Genomic DNA, 15,234 nt, shown 5'->3' on the forward strand with positions numbered 1-15,234 from the left:
GGAAGACCGAAGCCATCTGCCATGCCGCGCCTAGGTGCCAAGGCCGCTGAAATGCGAAAGGGCGACCCATTGGGTCGCCCAGTGAAGATGTGCGTGCGAAGATGTCCGTTCGGCTGAGGTATCAGACCTCGACCTCGACCTCTCCGATCGGGTGGGAGCAGCAGGCCAGGACATAGCCGTCGGCGATGTCGTCGTCGGTGATGCCCCCGTTGTGGACCATGTGCACCTCGCCCTTGGTCTTCTTGATCTTGCAGGTGCCGCAGACACCGAAGGTGCAACCCGAGGGAATGTTGAGGCCGGCGGACCGGGCAGCGGCAAGGATCGTATCAGTCTCCGCACAGGTCTGGGTGACACCGGAGGAGGCGAAGTGGATCTCTGCCTTGGTGTCCTCGTCCGGAACCACGTCGCCTTCTGCGGGATCCTCCGCCTCTCCGGCCGTGGGCGCCTGGAAGCTTTCCTGGTGGTAGCGTTCCATGTCGTAGCCCAGCCCCTGCAGGGCGTCGCGGACGGCCTGCATGAAGGGTTCGGGGCCACAGCAGAAGACCTCCCGCTCCAAGTAGTCCGGTGCGATCAGGCCCAGCATCAGCTGGTTGAAGGTGCCTTCGTAACCGGCCCACGGGCGGTAGCGGTCGCTTTCCTCGACGACCCACTTCAGCTTCAGCTCGTCCGTGCGGCTGGCCATATGCTCCAGCGTTTCACGGAAGATGATTTCCGACGGGCGGCGGGCACAGTTCACGAAGACGATGTCGGCAGGTCGCCCGGTATCGTAGAACCAGGTGGTCATGGACTTCATCGGCGTGATGCCGGACCCGGCAGAGATGAACAGGTACTTGTCGGAGCGGTGGTGATGGCTGGTGAAAGTCCCGCCCGGGGCGGTGCTTTTCAGCTTCATCCCGGGTTTGAGATTGTCCAGCATCCAGCGGGTGCCGATGGAATTCGCCTGCGCCTTGACGGTGATCGTCAGGCACAGGGGGCGCGATGGTGTCGAACTGATCGTGTAGGTCCGGTAGAGCGGCCCACCAGGCACCGGCAGTTCGAGGGTCACGAACTGGCCGGGCAGGTAGGAAAAGATCGACTTGTCTTCAGCGGCGAAGCTGAAGGTCACCACATTCGGCGTTTCGGGCAGCACCGCGACACATTCCAGCAGCGCGGTTCCGTCCCAGGTCTTGATCGGCTGGGCAAGGCTCGTGGATGGTCCGGTCATTCCGCCGCGAGCCTCACGGGATCAATGCGGTTGGCCAGGGTGGCGCAGTACCAGTTCACGAATTGAAGCACGCCGTCCTCATGGCTGGCAGAGTAGGGGCCGGGGACATAGGCGGGGGAGAGGATGCCCTGCTGGTTGTCTTCGACGACCTGCCGATCTTCGTCATTGGTATGTTCCCATACGGTGGTCAGGTTCTCCAGGTCGTAATCGACACCCTCGACCGCGTCCTTGTGGACCAGCCAGGTCGTCTGAACCTCGGTCTCCATCGGAGAGATCGGGGTGACGCGGAAGGTGATCGAATGGTCCGACAGGAAGTGGTTCCAGGTGGTCGGATAGTGGAATTTCAGCAGGGTTCCGGCGTCCAGGAACGGGACGCGGCCGAGCCGCTTTTGCACCGCGATCTTGCCGTTCATGGTGTAGCTTTCCGCGCCATCGAGGAGCGGCATCCGCGCGATGCGGTACTGCCCGTCCTCGGCCATGGTGAAGCGAGAGGGAGCGCCGCCGGCTTCAAGCCGTTGGAAATGCGCCTCGACCTTCGGGGGGAAGGTCCCGTCGGCGGAGACGCCGGTGATCGTCGGATCCTCGGGGTAGGTGCGGCAGAGAGAGGGGTGGTTGCCCGCGCAGTGATAGCACTCGCGATTGTTTTCCCACACCAGCTTCCAGTTGCCGTTCTCCACGATGGTGGACTGGAAGGCGACCTTGGCATCGCCCAGGTCATGCACGCCCAGATAGGGGGTGACGGTTTCGGCGAAGGCATCGAAATCGGGCGCTTCATCCGCAAGACAGATGTAGACGAGGCCCGCGACGACACGGCAGTTCACCGGCTTCAGCCCGTGTGACGCGGCATCGAAATCGGGTCCCATGTCGCGCGCCCACAGAAGGCGACCGTCAAGTTCGTAGGTCCACTGGTGGTAGGGACAGACCAGTTTTGCAACGTTGCCCTTGGCGCCCTTGCACAGGATCGAACCGCGGTGGCGGCAGGTGTTGTGGAAAGCGCGAATCTCACCGTCCTGGCCACGCACGATGATCACGCGGTAGGGCCCGACCTTGTGGGTGACGTAGTTGCCGCCCTTCGGCAGCGCCGCCGCCGGGGTCGCGAAGAGCCATTCGCGGTACCAGATCGTCTCCATGTCGAGGGCGAAGATCTCCGGATCGGTGTAGAAGCCCTGCTCGAGGGAATGGCCGGGCTTGCGCCGGCTGAGCATGTCACGTGCCTTGGCCTGAACGTCCATGGCTTGCCTCCTTGGCCGGGCGGCGCCCGGGGAAAAACTTGCATCGGCGAGGCTGGCTGACGGGTGGCATCGGCCGTCCGGCATCCGTCCCCGCACTCTGCGGTTCGACGTGGTACAGGACGGGCTGGCGTCCTCCGGTACGGCTGTTCGCGTGGGGCATTCACCCCGTGATCGCTGCAACATGTCGGTCCCGGACTGGCCGTCGCGGCGGGCGCCCGATTGCGCGGTTGACCCGTGTTCCGACCCCGAAGGGTCGCTGCCTGCATCTGTTCCCACGATATAAAGCGCGGCCGGAGGCGCGATCATGCATTTGCGACATGGTGTCGATCATTCGAGACTTTCGGCACTGCGGCGCGTCATGCTGCGGCGGCAAAATCGCGGGATCGCCCATGCCCGTCGCCACCGGGCACCGCTGCGGGCCGGAATCAATGATTGCAAAGACTTCCCAAGGCAGCGAACGGTCAAAACATGAGCCACTCTCATATTTTCCATGCCTTATATGAGCTGGATGATGGGCAACCGCCGGTGTAGACAGGCGCCAAGTCAGCCAGCGCCCGGAGTCCGTCGGGGCGCGCGAAAAATCAGCAGATCCGAGTTTCCATGTCGTCTTCCATCCTTCGCAAGTCCCCTGTTTTCGACCAGATCCACGCCGCGGCGAAAGAGAGGATCCTCATCCTCGACGGTGCCATGGGGACGCAGATCCAGAAACTGGGTCTGTCGGAAAACGACTTCCAGGGGCATGGCACGGGCTGCGCCTGCGGATGCATCGACATCGGTGGTTCCGGTGACGCCAAGCCGCAAAAGGGCAACAATGACCTCCTGAACCTGACCAAGCCGGAGGTGATCGAGGAGATTCATTTCCAGTATGCGATGGCCGGTGCGGATATCGCCGAAACTAACACCTTCTCTTCTACCACGATCGCCCAGGCCGACTACGGCATGGAAGATCAGGTGCACGCGCTGAACTTCCAGGGTGCTATGCTGGCACGGATGGCGATGGACCGGGCGGAGAAGGTGGATGGCCGCAAGCGCTTCGTTGCCGGGGCGCTTGGACCGACGAACCGAACCGCCTCCATCAGCCCGGACGTGAACAATCCCGGCTACCGTGCCGTCACCTTCGACCAGCTGCGCGAAGCCTATGCCCAACAGGCGCGCGGCCTCATCGAAGGAGGCGTCGACATCCTGCTGATCGAAACGATCTTCGACACGCTCAACGCCAAGGCCGCGATCTTCGCCTGCGAAGAGGTCTTCGTGGAACGCGGGGAACGGTTGCCGGTGATGATCTCCGGCACGATCACGGACCTGTCGGGACGGACCCTTTCCGGGCAGACGCCCACGGCCTTCTGGCACTCCGTCCGTCATGCCGATCCGCTGACCGTGGGCCTGAACTGCGCGCTCGGGGCCGACGCAATGCGCCCGCATATCGCGGAACTTTCCGGGGTCGCCGACACGCTGATCTGCGCCTATCCGAACGCCGGCCTGCCCAACGAGATGGGCGAATACGACCAGACGCCCGAGGAAATGGCGGAGCTGGTGTCCGGCTTTGCCCGGGATGGGCTTGTCAATGTCGTCGGCGGTTGCTGCGGGTCGACCTATGACCACATCCGTGCCGTCGCGGACGCGGTGAAGTCCCATGCCCCGCGGGAAATTCCGGAGCACAAGCCGCTGATGTGCCTGTCCGGTTTGGAGCCCTTCACGCTGACCTCCGACATTCCCTTCGTCAACGTCGGCGAACGGACCAACGTCACCGGCTCGGCCCGCTTCCGGAAACTGATCACCAACCGCGATTATGCGGCAGCGCTGGATGTGGCTCGGCAGCAGGTGGAAAACGGTGCGCAGGTCATCGACATCAACATGGACGAAGGCCTGATCGACTCGAAGCAGGCGATGATCGAGTTCCTGAACCTGATCGCGGCAGAGCCCGACATCGCCCGGGTGCCGATCATGATCGACAGTTCCAAGTGGGAGGTGATCGAAGCCGGGCTGCAATGCGTGCAGGGCAAGTCGGTGGTCAACTCCATCTCCCTGAAGGAGGGCGAGGAGGCCTTCCTGCACCATGCGCGCCTGTGCCGGGCCTATGGTGCGGCGGTTGTCGTCATGGCCTTCGATGAGACCGGACAGGCTGACACCGAAGACCGCAAGGTTTCCATCTGTCAGCGCGCCTACAAGATCCTGACCGAGCAGGTGGGCTTCCCGCCCGAAGACATCATCTTCGACCCGAACGTCTTTGCCGTCGCGACGGGCATCGAGGAACACGACAACTACGGCGTGGACTTCATCAAGGCAACGAAGCGCATCACCGAGACTTGTCCGCACGTGCACATCTCGGGCGGTGTGTCGAACCTGTCGTTCTCCTTCCGCGGCAATGAACCGGTGCGCGAGGCGATGCACGCGGTGTTCCTGTACCATGGCATCCAGAACGGCATGGACATGGGCATCGTCAACGCCGGTCAGCTGGCGGTCTACGATCAGATCGACCCGAAGCTCCGCGAAGCCTGCGAGGATGTGGTGCTGAACCGCACCCCGGCCAATGGCAACTCCGCCACCGAAAACATGCTTGAAATCGCGGAGGAATATCGCGGGCAGGGTGGTGCCAAGGGCCGTGAAAAGGACATGTCCTGGCGCGAATTGCCGGTCGAGAAGCGGCTGGAGCACGCGCTGGTCAACGGCATCACCGAATTTATCGACGATGACACCGAAGAAGCGCGCCAGGCGGCGGAACGTCCGTTGCATGTCATCGAAGGCCCGCTGATGGCGGGGATGAACGTCGTGGGGGATCTCTTTGGTGCGGGCAAGATGTTCCTGCCGCAGGTGGTCAAATCAGCCAGGGTGATGAAACAGGCGGTCGCCGTCCTTCTGCCCTACATGGAAGAGGAGAAGCGCCTGACCGGTGGGGATGAACGCGAAAGCGCGGGCAAGGTCCTGATGGCCACGGTGAAGGGCGATGTGCACGACATCGGCAAGAATATCGTTGGCGTCGTGCTGGCCTGCAACAACTACGAGATCATCGACCTTGGCGTCATGGTTCCCGCAGAAAAGATCCTGCAGGTGGCAAAGGACGAAAACGTCGACGTCATCGGCCTGTCGGGGCTGATCACCCCGTCGCTGGACGAGATGGTCCACGTTGCCTCCGAGATGGAGCGTCAGGGCTTCGACATCCCGCTGCTCATCGGCGGGGCGACCACCAGCCGCGTGCATACGGCGGTGAAGATCCACCCGCGCTACGACCTGGGCCAGGCGATCTACGTGACCGATGCATCCCGCGCGGTCGGTGTCGTGTCCTCTCTCCTGTCCAAGCAGGTCAAGGCGGAGTACGTCGCCAACATCCAGGCGGAATACGCCGATGTGGCGGAGAAACACGCCCGTGCGGAAGCCGCGAAGACCCGCCTGCCGCTGGAGGCCGCGCGGGCGAACAAGCTGAAGGTCGACTTCAGCGGCTACAAGGCAACGGCGCCTTCCTTCCTTGGCACCAAGGTCTTTGACGATTGGGATCTTGCGGAGCTGGCGCGCTACATCGACTGGACCCCGTTCTTCCAGACCTGGGAGATGAAGGGCGTCTATCCCAAGATCCTGGAGGACGAGAAGCAGGGCGAAGCGGCACGGGCTCTGTTCGAAGACGCGCAGGCGATGCTGAAGCGGATCATCGACGAGAAGTGGTTCACCCCCCGCGCCGTCGTGGGCTTCTGGCCCGCGAACAGCGATGGCGATGACATCACCGTGTGGTCGGACGAGGGCCGGGAAGAGGAGAAGGCAACCTTCTACACCCTGCGTCAGCAGACGTCGAAACGCGGCGATCGGCCCAATGTTGCCATGTCCGATTTCGTCGCTCCGGCGGGGCAGGCGGATTACGTGGGTGGTTTCGTCGTGACCGCCGGGGTCGAGGAGATCGCGATCTCCGAAGCCTTCGAAGGCAAGAACGACGACTATTCGTCGATCCTTGTGAAAGCTCTGGCCGACCGTTTTGCCGAGGCCTTTGCCGAGCGCATGCACGAAATGGTCCGCAAGGAGCTTTGGGGCTATGCACCGGATGAACCCTACACGCCAGAGGAGCTGATCAAGGAGCCCTACGATGGCATCCGCCCGGCGCCCGGCTACCCGGCGCAGCCTGATCATACTGAAAAGACGACGCTTTTCGGTCTTCTTGACGCAACGGCCGCGACCGGGGTCGAGCTGACGGAGAGCTATGCCATGTGGCCCGGCTCTTCGGTGTCGGGGCTCTATATCGGCCATCCGGAGAGCTATTATTTCGGTGTCGCCAAGGTCGAAAGGGATCAGGTCGTCGATTATGCCGAGCGCAAGGGCATGTCGGTGCAGGAGGTAGAACGTTGGCTGGGTCCGATCCTGAACTACGTGCCCGGCAAGGATCCGGCGACCATCGCCGCCGAATGATCGCCGCGAGGAACTGACAGGAAAGGCGTGCCACCGGGCGCGCCTTTTCCGTTTGTAGGCCTTTGCGACGGGGGCGGATCGGATGTTGACGGAGTTCGATAGGGCAGCGTATGTTATGACATAACGGAATCGGCGTGATCATGATCGCGGCGGCTCACTTTTCTGTGGGCTGTCGCATAGTGTTTACGGTTCTGTCGTCTGAATGACGTCTGCGGCGCCTAGTGCGGTCCTCATAGTGACCCACTGGAGTGACCACGCATGAAAACCCTCGTCTCCGCATCCTTGCTGGCGCTGACCGCCGCCGGAGCTGCCTGCGCCCAGGATCTGCCGCAGGCCTCGAGCCAATGGTTCGCCGATGGCCAGTCCGCCATCGAAGCCGCCCTGGCCAAGCAGGACAACACCGGCCGCGCGCTGAACGTCATCCTGTTCGTCGCCGACGGTAACGGCGTGGCCTCCAACTACATGAACCGCCTTTGGGCCGGTCAGCAGGAAGGTGGCATGGGCGACGACTACGTTCAGCCGCAGGAAGCCTTCCCCGAACTCGCGCTGGTGAAGACCTACAACATCAACGCCCAGACCCCCGACAGCGCGCCGACAGCAGGCGCGATGAATACCGGCGTCAAGCAGCGCTTCAATGTGATCAACGTCGGTGAAGACGCGATTAACGGCGCGTGCGAGACGGAGGCCGGGAACGAACTGACGCTCTTCTCGGAATTGATGACCGATGCCGGCAAATCCGTTGGTGCCGTCACCACCGCCCGTCTGACCCACGCCACGCCGGCGGCCGTCTATGCCAAGACCGCCAACCGCAACTGGGAAGACGAAGTGCCGGAAGGCTGCGAGAGCTCCCGCGATATCGCGACCCAGCTGATCGACGCCATGGAAGCCGGTACTGTCGATATCGCCCTGGGTGGCGGCGCGCGCTACTTCTTCCCGAAGGGCGCCCAGACCCCGAACGGCGGTCAGGGTCACCGCCCCGACGGGCGCAACCTGATCGACGGCGCAATCGCCAACGGCATCCAGTACGCCTCCAACAAGGAAGAGCTGGCTGCGCTGGACCTTTCCAAGCCGATCCTGGGCATGTGGACCGACAGCCACGCCTCCTACGAAGCGGACCGTCCCGACACCGAGCCGTCGCTGGCGGATATGGTCGAGACCGCGATCAACAAGCTGTCCATGAACGAGAACGGCTTCTACCTGGAGGTCGAAGCGGGTCGCGTTGACCACGCCAACCACGCCACCAACGCCAAGCGCGCCATGATCGACGGCAAGGTCTTCGCCGATGCCATCGCAAAGGCCGACGAGATGACCGATGACGCGGATACGCTGATCATCGTCACTGCCGACCACGAGCACGCCATCGCGATGAACGGCTACTGTGGCCGCGGCACCCCGATCGACGGACTGTGCTACGATGTTGCCAAGGAAGGCATCATGCACACCGACGACCCGGTTCTGGCCTCCGACGGCAAGCCCTACACCGTGGTCGGCTACCTGAACGGCGCTTCCTCGGTCATGGTCGAGCAGGCGGATGGCACCTATGCCGCGCCGGAGGGTCGTCCGATGATCACCCAGGAAGAGGCAACCGATCTGGACTACAACCAGCAGGTTCTGATCCCCAAGTCCTCCGAAAGCCACTCCGGCGTGGACGTCGCGCTTTATGCCAAGGGCCCCTGGGCGCATCTGTTCGATGGCACCATCGAGCAGAACTACATCTTCCACGTCATGAACTACGCGGTGAACGCCGAGTGATCGGCGCCTGACCCTATGCAGATTGGCGGAGGGCCCCCGGGCTCTCCGCTTCCGTTCAGACCGAGAGCCCTAACATGCCCGTTACCCGCCGCACCTTCGCAGGTTCCGTCCTGGCCACGCCTTTCCTGACCCTCCCGGCGCTTGCCGCCGAAGAGCCGCTGAAGCTGCGCGACCTCTACATCAAGGGGGGCGATTTTTCCGATCTGGCGAAGTCGTTGGAAGGAAAGCGGATACTGCTGGAAGGCTACATGGCGCCGCCGCTGAAGGCTGATGCGAAATTCTTCGTTCTGACGAAGATGCCAATGGCGACCTGTCCCTTTTGCGAACCGGGCATCGAGTGGCCGGACAATATCCTGCCGGTCTACACCCGCCGCAGGGTCGAGGTGATCCCGTTCAACGTTCCCATGGTGACCCAGGGGCGTCTGGAAATGGGGGAGTTCACGGACCCTGAAACCGGGTTCTGGAGCGTCATCCGCCTTTCCGAAGCCACCTACGAGCGGAGCTGAGACATGTCCCTGTCACTTCAAATCCGGGACCTTGTGGTCCCCGGGGAGGATGGGCCGCTGCTGGAAATCGGCGCGCTGGATCTGCCGGCGGGATCGCTTGTCGGGGTGCGCGGCGCGTCGGGGGCCGGCAAGACGACCTTCCTGCATGCCATCGCCGGTCTGCGCGGGCAGGCCCGGGGCCAGGTGAAATGGGGGCAGACTGACCTTCTGGCCCTCTCGGCCGAAGGGCGAACCGCCTTCAGGGCGGGGCACATCGGCATGATTTTCCAGGACTTCCTGCTGTTCGACGAGCTGGGATCGCAGGCCAATGCGGCGCTGTCGGCGATGTACCGACCAAGGGCCGAGCGCGCGGCGCTGAAGGCACGCGCGGCGTCGCTGTTGCAAAGGCTCGGCTTGGCGGAAACCGCGCGCCCGGTTGCTACCTTCTCCGGCGGGGAAAGGCAAAGGGTCGGCATCGCCCGGGCCCTCGCCGCCGATGCACCTGTCCTGCTTGCGGATGAGCCGACGGCGAGCCTGCACCGCGATGCGGCTGAGGCATTGATCGCGGATCTTGTGGCGCTGGCGCGGGATGCGGGGCGCAGCATGATCGCGGTCAGCCATGATGAGGCGCTTCTGGCCCGGATGGACCGGGTCCTGACGTTAGAGGCCGGAAGGCTGGTGCAGGATGGCGGGAGGGCCGCGGCATGAGAAACCTATGGGACAGTCTTCCGCTCTGGTCGCAGGATCTGTTGGGCGTTCTGGTGCTTTTGCTGCCGCTTCTCGGGCTGGGGATCTGGTTCCTGCGCGGCTTTGCGCCCTGGCCGTTGGTGCGCGCGCTGCTGGCGCGGTTTCGCTGGACGAACCTTCTGTTCGTTGGGCTGATCGCCGTGTCCGTCGGGATGAGCATCGGGTTGATCGCGCAGGAACGGGGGCTGCGCACGGGATCGGCGCGGGCCGCAGACAAGTTCGACCTGGTCGTTTCCGCCCCGGGGTCGGAGATCACGATGCTGATGGCGTCCGTCTTCCTTCAACCCTCCGACGTCGGGCTTCTGGACGGGGAGACCTTTGACCGGATCGCCGCGACCGACAGCGTCGAGATCGCCGCGCCCCTGGCCTATGGCGACAGCTACCAGGGGGCGCCGGTTGTCGGCAGCATTGCCGATTTCGTCACCTACCTGGCCGATGGCCGGATAGAGGGGCGGATCTGGCAGGATCACGACGAGGCGGTGGTCGGTGCCCTGGTGCCGCTGGAGCTGGGTCAGGAATTCACCCCGGCGCACGGGCAGGGCGAAGCGGCAGAGGAACATGCCCATGATCACAGCCACTTCCACGTGGTGGGCCGCATGGCGCGCACGGGCACACCCTGGGATCGGGCCATTCTGGTCCCGGTGGAGGCCGTGTGGGAGGTGCACGGGCTGGCCAATGGTCATCCGCCCGAAGACGAGGAGGCGATCGGCCCGCCCTTCGATCCGGCCTATTTCCCCGGCACGCCGGCGGTGGTGGTGAAGGCAGAGGCGATCTGGGCCAACTACGCGCTTCGTGATGCTTTCACGCAGACCGGGCAGTCCATGGCATTCTTCCCGGCAACGGTGCTGACGCAGCTCTATTCGGTCATGGGCGATGTGCGGCAGGCGATGTCGCTGATGTCGGGCGTGACACAGGTGCTGGTCGCAGCCTCGGTTCTGACGGGATTGTTGATCCTGTCGCGGCTGTTTCGGCGGCAGATCGCGATGCTGCGCGCACTGGGTGCGCCGCGCCGCTTCGTGATGGCGGTCGTCTGGTCCCAGGCCACGGCGCTGCTGATGCTGGGAACCGCCCTCGGGCTGATCCTTGGGGTGGGGGCCACGGCGATCCTCTCGGCGGTTCTGACCGCAAGGACGGATATGCTGATCCAGGCCAGCCTGGGCTGGCAGGAGATCCGGCTTGCCGCGCTCTTCCTGTCGGCCACAAGCGTGTTGTCGCTGCTGCCTGCGCTCTCCGTTCTGCGTCAGCCGATTTCCGACGGGCTGAGAAGCTGAATGTTTCCGGAGCCAAGGCGCCGGCGTGCCTGCTGGACCGGGATGAAGGGCAGGGCCGGCGTGGGCGCAGGGCCCATGTGCGCCTCCACCCGCGCGCGGTCCGCAGGTGACAGGGCCTTCATGGCCTCCGGGCCGGGCCAGAAGCTTTCGCAGGGCAGGCCATTGGCCAGAAGGATCGCGTGCTGCGCAAGCACGAGGTGGACATAGGTGACATCGGCCACGTCGCGCAGCGGGCCGATGCGGGGCAGGCAGGTCAGCGCCTTGGCGGCGACCAATCCGTCGAGGGCCCGCAGGAACACACGGTGCTGCGGTGACAGGATAAGCCGGCCGCGCGGCAGTCCGGGCCCAAGCGCGTCCTTCTGGATCCGAACGGGCAATCCTTCGCCCTGCCGGCCCGGGTGCGCCTGCTGCCGGATCACCAGCGCCACTGGCGCGGTGCCGCCAGTGGCCAGGGTCACGGGCATGCCCGTTTCCAACGCCTCCACCTGGACGTCCCCGCCGGGCGTGGCGATCAGGGTGCCGGCGGCAAAGCAGGCCGGGGTCGTCGATTCATAGAGCTGGACGCCAGAAACGCCATCGCTGTTCCCGACAACTATCAGGTCGACGCCAAAGGGCGGCATCTCCCCAAGAACGGCGAACCCGTAGATGCTGAAGGCGTCCCCATTGACCGAGATGAACTGTATCGAGTAGATCGTGCCATCGGGGCCACTTACGAAAAGCTCATACTCCGCTTCGACGGTTGTGCCGGCGGCGACGTAGATCCCGTCGACCCACTGGTCATAGGGAATCGTCTGGGCATAGTCGTCGTCATCGAAATATGGGTCGTCGTCGTCCACCACGACCGTTTCGGTCGCCGCGGCGTTGTCGATCCTGACAGTATCGACGCCATGGACGAACTGGTAGCCGCCATTGTCGTTGAACCCCGCGGCATTGCTGGTCGAGATTTCGGAGATCCAGAAGAATTCGAGGTTGTAGTAGGTCATGGCGGCCCCGGCAGACGTTGCCGCATCATCGCCGAAACCGGTTTCGACCGGGTTAAGCCCGCTGGCCCCGCCGCGCCCTGAGCCGCCGCCAGGAGAGGGAGACATGGGCCCGGTGGATCAGCGCGGCCGCCTCCATGTCACCGGCTTCGAGGGCGATCAGGATCTCTTCGACCTCGCGGGCGAAGGTCGCGATTTCCTCCCCCAGGTCGAGGTCGGAGGCATAGAGCGAGTGCACCCAGAGGCGTGCGGTCTGGGAATAGAGGTGCGTCGCGAAATCCATCAGGGGTCGGTTTTGCGAAAGCTCTGCCTGGGCCTGGATGAAGTCGTAGATCAGCCGGGCCAGCGGGCGCGGGCTGTCGGGATCGGGGCGCAGGGCGCGGGCCCGTTCCGCGAGGTTGCGGAACCGCGACAGGGTTCCCTGCGAGGGCGGCACCGGATCCAGCCGCGCGGCAAGGCTCGCCAGTTCCAGGCGCAGGCGATAGATCTGGTCCAGTTCCTCATCCGCGAGTTCGGTCACGAAGGTGCCGACACCGTGACGCGAGGCCACCAGCCCCGCGCCTTCGAGCTTGGCCAGGACCTTGCGCAGCGGTGTCCGGGAGATGCCGAATTCCGCCGCCAGCTCTGCCTCCGACAGGCGCTGACCGGGGGCGTAGTCGAGCAAGCAGATCCGTTCCTTCAGCTCCGCCTCCAGGGCATCGGCGCGGTCCAGCGCGCTGAGGGGAGAGTGATCATTTGCCATGGCGGAGTGAGATATTGTCGATAAGCTGCAGGCACTTGTCCAGTTCGGACACCTCGATCCACTCGTCGGGCTGATGGGCCTGGGCGATGGATCCGGGGCCACAGATGATGGCATGAAGTCCCAGCTGCTGAAAGAGGCCCGCTTCGGTGTTGAAGGGCACGCAACTGGCGCCGTTCGCGCCGGTCAGCTGCTGCACCATCGTGCGGATCTCGTTTTCGGGCATGGGCAGCAGGCCGCAGACCTCTCCCACCACCTCGGTCACGACATCGGCCGATGCGGAGGTCCGGCGCATTTGCGGCAGCAGGTCCTGCGCGACGAACCCTGCGATCGCGGATTTGACAAACGCCTGATCGTCGTCATTGATCGGGCGCATCTCCCAGTCTAGCTGGGCCGAGGCGGGGATGACGTTATGGGTCGTGCCGCCATGCAGGGCGCCGATGTTGATCGTCGTATGGGGCGGATCGAAGGGGGATCCTTCGGGCGCCCGGGCCTTCAGCTCTTCCCGCAGGGACATGAGTTGCGCGATGTAGCGGGTGGCGTATTCGACGGCATTGACCCCTGCTTCGGGGCTGGACCCGTGGCCACCGGTGCCGGTGAACCTCACGCTGTATTCGCAGCACCCCTTGTGGCCATCCACCACCTGCATCAGCGTCGGCTCCCCGATCAGGGCCATGGCGGGACGGATCGGGCGCTTCGCCAGTTCGTCGACCAGCGCGCGCCCGCCAAGGCAGCCCGTCTCCTCGTCATGGGTGAAGGCAAAGTGGTAGGGCCTGTCGCCCACCCGTTCGGCCAGCCGGGGAGCCATGGCCAGGACGCAGGCGATGAACCCCTTCATGTCGCAGGTGCCACGGCCGTAAAGACGCCCGTTTTCTTCATGCATGTCAAAGGGATCGCGCGACCAGTCCTGCCCCGCGACCGGGACGACGTCACTATGGCCGGAAAAGACCAGCCCGCCATCGACCTCCGGCCCCAGCGTGGCCCAGAGGTTGGCTTTCTGCCCGGAGGCATCGCGCAGGATCTCCACCCGGGCGCCGACATGGCCCAGCACCTCGGCGATGTAGGCAATGGCATCCAGGTTGCTGTCGGTGGAAATGGTGGGGAAGCCTACCAGCTCCCCCAGCATTGCCTTCGCGGTTGCGAGGTCGGTCATCAGTCTTTCACGAAGAGCTTGCGTTCGATGTTGCAGAGCGTTTCCGCCGGTCCGTCTTCCTTGATCAGGATCGTCTCGGTGGTTTCCAGGCCCCAGTCATCCATCCAGAGGCCGGGCATGAAGTGGAAGGTCATGCCGGGTTCCAGCACGGTTTCATCCAGCGCCCGGATCGAGACGGTGTGCTCGCCCCAGTCCGGCGGATAGCTGAGCCCCACGGCATAGCCCGCGCGGTTGGGGCGTTCGATACCCACCTTCAACAGGGCCGCATCCAGCGCGCGCGCGATGTCGCAGGCGCGGTTGCCGGCGCGTGCCACCTCGATCCCGGCGTTCAGCCCTTCGGTCAGCGCCTCGGAGGCGTCGATCATGAACTGAGGCGGCTTGCCCAGGAAGACGGTGCGCGACAGCGGCGCGTGGTAGCGCCGGTAACAGCCTGATTGCTCGATGAAAGTCGCCTCGCCGGATTTCAGCGCCTCACCGTTCCAGGTCAGGTGCGGGGCAGAGGCATCCTCACCCGAGGGCAGCAGCGGCACGATGGCCGGGTAGTCGCCCCAGCTGTCTTCCTCCCCCTGCACGGCGGTCTTGTAAAGCTCCCCCACCAGGTCGTGCTTGCGCATGCCGGGTTCTACCAGTTCCACCGCGCGGGAGATCACCAGCTCGGAAATCCGTGCGGCGCGACGCATGAAGGCCAGCTCCTCCTCGGACTTGATGAGGCGCTTCCAGTTCACCAGCGTCGATGCATCGGAGATCGTGGCATCCGGCAGGCCGTCCAGCAGAACGGAATGCGCCTTGGCGGTGTAGAAGTAGGTCTCCATCTCCACCCCGATGCGGGCATCGCCGAAGCCCATGATCCGCAGATGGGAGGCAAGATCCTCCATCGGGTGGTTGTCGGGGTTCTGGATGTAGCGGTCGGCGTAGAACAGGATGTGATCGTGGTCCATCCAGACCGTGCGCTTGGCGCCATTGGCGTCCTGCAGGCGGCCCCACCAGTAGGGGTCGCCCTCCATCGGCAGGATCACGCCCTGGTGGACGTAGAAGGACCAGCCGTCATAGCCCGTCAGCCAGTACTGGTTGGACGGGTTGGTGATGAAAAGCACGTCGATCCCGGCTTCGGCCATGGCCTGACGGGTGATGCGAATGCGCCGGGCATATTCGGCGGCAGAGAAGGGGGCCTTGCTGGCGGACATCGATTCCATCCGATTTGTACACATCGTGAGCAACCACGCCCCGGACGCCCCGTGTTCCCCCTTGTTTCGGCGCGGTTCGCGTGCGCCTTGCCGGGTTC

The 15,234-nt window shown here is 64.2% G+C and carries 11 protein-coding genes; 5 read left to right on the forward strand and 6 right to left on the reverse strand.

All coding sequences use genetic code 11. The annotated features are described in order from the left end of the window. Nucleotides 1–121: 121 nt before the first annotated feature. Nucleotides 122–1,204, reverse strand: a complete 1,083-nt coding sequence (locus AC2IR1_RS12430) for an FAD-binding oxidoreductase (RefSeq protein WP_486472283.1) — start codon at nt 1,202–1,204, stop codon at nt 122–124. Further along, complete coding sequence (locus tag AC2IR1_RS12435) at nt 1,201–2,436, reverse strand: aromatic ring-hydroxylating oxygenase subunit alpha (RefSeq protein ID WP_486472284.1); 1,236 nt, start codon at nt 2,434–2,436, stop codon at nt 1,201–1,203. The genes AC2IR1_RS12430 and AC2IR1_RS12435 overlap by 4 nt, the downstream gene beginning before the upstream one ends. A 600-nt stretch (nt 2,437–3,036) precedes the next feature. Between AC2IR1_RS12435 and metH the strand changes: the two genes are divergently transcribed. The 5 genes from metH to AC2IR1_RS12460 all read left to right on the forward strand — a co-directional run bounded on the left by metH (nt 3,037) and on the right by AC2IR1_RS12460 (nt 11,080). Beyond that, a complete protein-coding gene (metH, locus tag AC2IR1_RS12440; RefSeq protein WP_486472285.1) occupies nt 3,037–6,825 on the forward strand; it encodes a methionine synthase in 3,789 nt (1,262 codons plus the stop codon). Between the two features lie 258 nt (nt 6,826–7,083). Next, entirely contained in the window at nt 7,084–8,577 is a 1,494-nt protein-coding gene (locus tag AC2IR1_RS12445) for an alkaline phosphatase (protein ID WP_486472286.1), read from the forward strand. A gap of 74 nt (nt 8,578–8,651) precedes the next feature. Further along, nucleotides 8,652–9,083: a hypothetical protein gene (locus AC2IR1_RS12450; RefSeq protein ID WP_486472287.1), complete on the forward strand. Its 432-nt coding sequence runs from the start codon at nt 8,652–8,654 to the stop codon at nt 9,081–9,083. A 3-nt stretch (nt 9,084–9,086) separates the two neighbouring features. Further along, a complete protein-coding gene (locus tag AC2IR1_RS12455; RefSeq protein ID WP_486472288.1) occupies nt 9,087–9,770 on the forward strand; it encodes an ABC transporter ATP-binding protein in 684 nt (227 codons plus the stop codon). Then, a complete protein-coding gene (locus AC2IR1_RS12460) occupies nt 9,767–11,080 on the forward strand; it encodes an ABC transporter permease (protein ID WP_486472289.1) in 1,314 nt (437 codons plus the stop codon). Before AC2IR1_RS12455 ends, AC2IR1_RS12460 begins: the two co-directional genes overlap by 4 nt. On the opposite strand, the gene AC2IR1_RS12465 is transcribed toward AC2IR1_RS12460, so the two are convergent. The 4 genes from AC2IR1_RS12465 to AC2IR1_RS12480 are packed head-to-tail and all read right to left on the reverse strand — an operon-like array spanning nt 11,050 to nt 15,136. Further along, a complete protein-coding gene (locus AC2IR1_RS12465) occupies nt 11,050–12,063 on the reverse strand; it encodes a Hint domain-containing protein (RefSeq protein ID WP_486472290.1) in 1,014 nt (337 codons plus the stop codon). The genes AC2IR1_RS12460 and AC2IR1_RS12465 overlap by 31 nt on opposite strands. 52 nt (nt 12,064–12,115) lie before the next feature. Beyond that, complete coding sequence (locus AC2IR1_RS12470) at nt 12,116–12,802, reverse strand: GntR family transcriptional regulator (protein ID WP_486472291.1); 687 nt, start codon at nt 12,800–12,802, stop codon at nt 12,116–12,118. Further along, a complete protein-coding gene (gene argE, locus AC2IR1_RS12475; RefSeq protein ID WP_486472292.1) occupies nt 12,792–13,952 on the reverse strand; it encodes an acetylornithine deacetylase in 1,161 nt (386 codons plus the stop codon). Before argE ends, AC2IR1_RS12470 begins: the two co-directional genes overlap by 11 nt. Further along, the gene (locus tag AC2IR1_RS12480; RefSeq protein ID WP_486472293.1) at nt 13,952–15,136 is read right to left on the reverse strand and encodes a M24 family metallopeptidase; all 1,185 of its coding nucleotides are present in this window, start codon (nt 15,134–15,136) and stop codon (nt 13,952–13,954) included. Before AC2IR1_RS12480 ends, argE begins: the two co-directional genes overlap by 1 nt. Nucleotides 15,137–15,234 lie beyond the last annotated feature (98 nt).

This window comes from Pseudooceanicola sp. NS-SX8, assembly GCF_057380755.1.

Bases quoted from the DNA above. Each gene is read 5' to 3' on its own strand.
- AC2IR1_RS12430 (WP_486472283.1), bottom strand. From the start codon at position 1,204: ATGACCGGACCATCCACGAGCCTTGCCCAGCCGATCAAGACCTGGGAC.
- AC2IR1_RS12435 (WP_486472284.1), bottom strand. From the start codon at position 2,436: ATGGACGTTCAGGCCAAGGCACGTGACATGCTCAGCCGGCGCAAGCCC.
- metH (WP_486472285.1), top strand. From the start codon at position 3,037: ATGTCGTCTTCCATCCTTCGCAAGTCCCCTGTTTTCGACCAGATCCAC.
- AC2IR1_RS12445 (WP_486472286.1), top strand. From the start codon at position 7,084: ATGAAAACCCTCGTCTCCGCATCCTTGCTGGCGCTGACCGCCGCCGGA.
- AC2IR1_RS12450 (WP_486472287.1), top strand. From the start codon at position 8,652: ATGCCCGTTACCCGCCGCACCTTCGCAGGTTCCGTCCTGGCCACGCCT.
- AC2IR1_RS12455 (WP_486472288.1), top strand. From the start codon at position 9,087: ATGTCCCTGTCACTTCAAATCCGGGACCTTGTGGTCCCCGGGGAGGAT.
- AC2IR1_RS12460 (WP_486472289.1), top strand. From the start codon at position 9,767: ATGAGAAACCTATGGGACAGTCTTCCGCTCTGGTCGCAGGATCTGTTG.
- AC2IR1_RS12465 (WP_486472290.1), bottom strand. From the start codon at position 12,063: ATGACCTACTACAACCTCGAATTCTTCTGGATCTCCGAAATCTCGACC.
- AC2IR1_RS12470 (WP_486472291.1), bottom strand. From the start codon at position 12,802: ATGGCAAATGATCACTCTCCCCTCAGCGCGCTGGACCGCGCCGATGCC.
- argE (WP_486472292.1), bottom strand. From the start codon at position 13,952: ATGACCGACCTCGCAACCGCGAAGGCAATGCTGGGGGAGCTGGTAGGC.
- AC2IR1_RS12480 (WP_486472293.1), bottom strand. From the start codon at position 15,136: ATGTCCGCCAGCAAGGCCCCCTTCTCTGCCGCCGAATATGCCCGGCGC.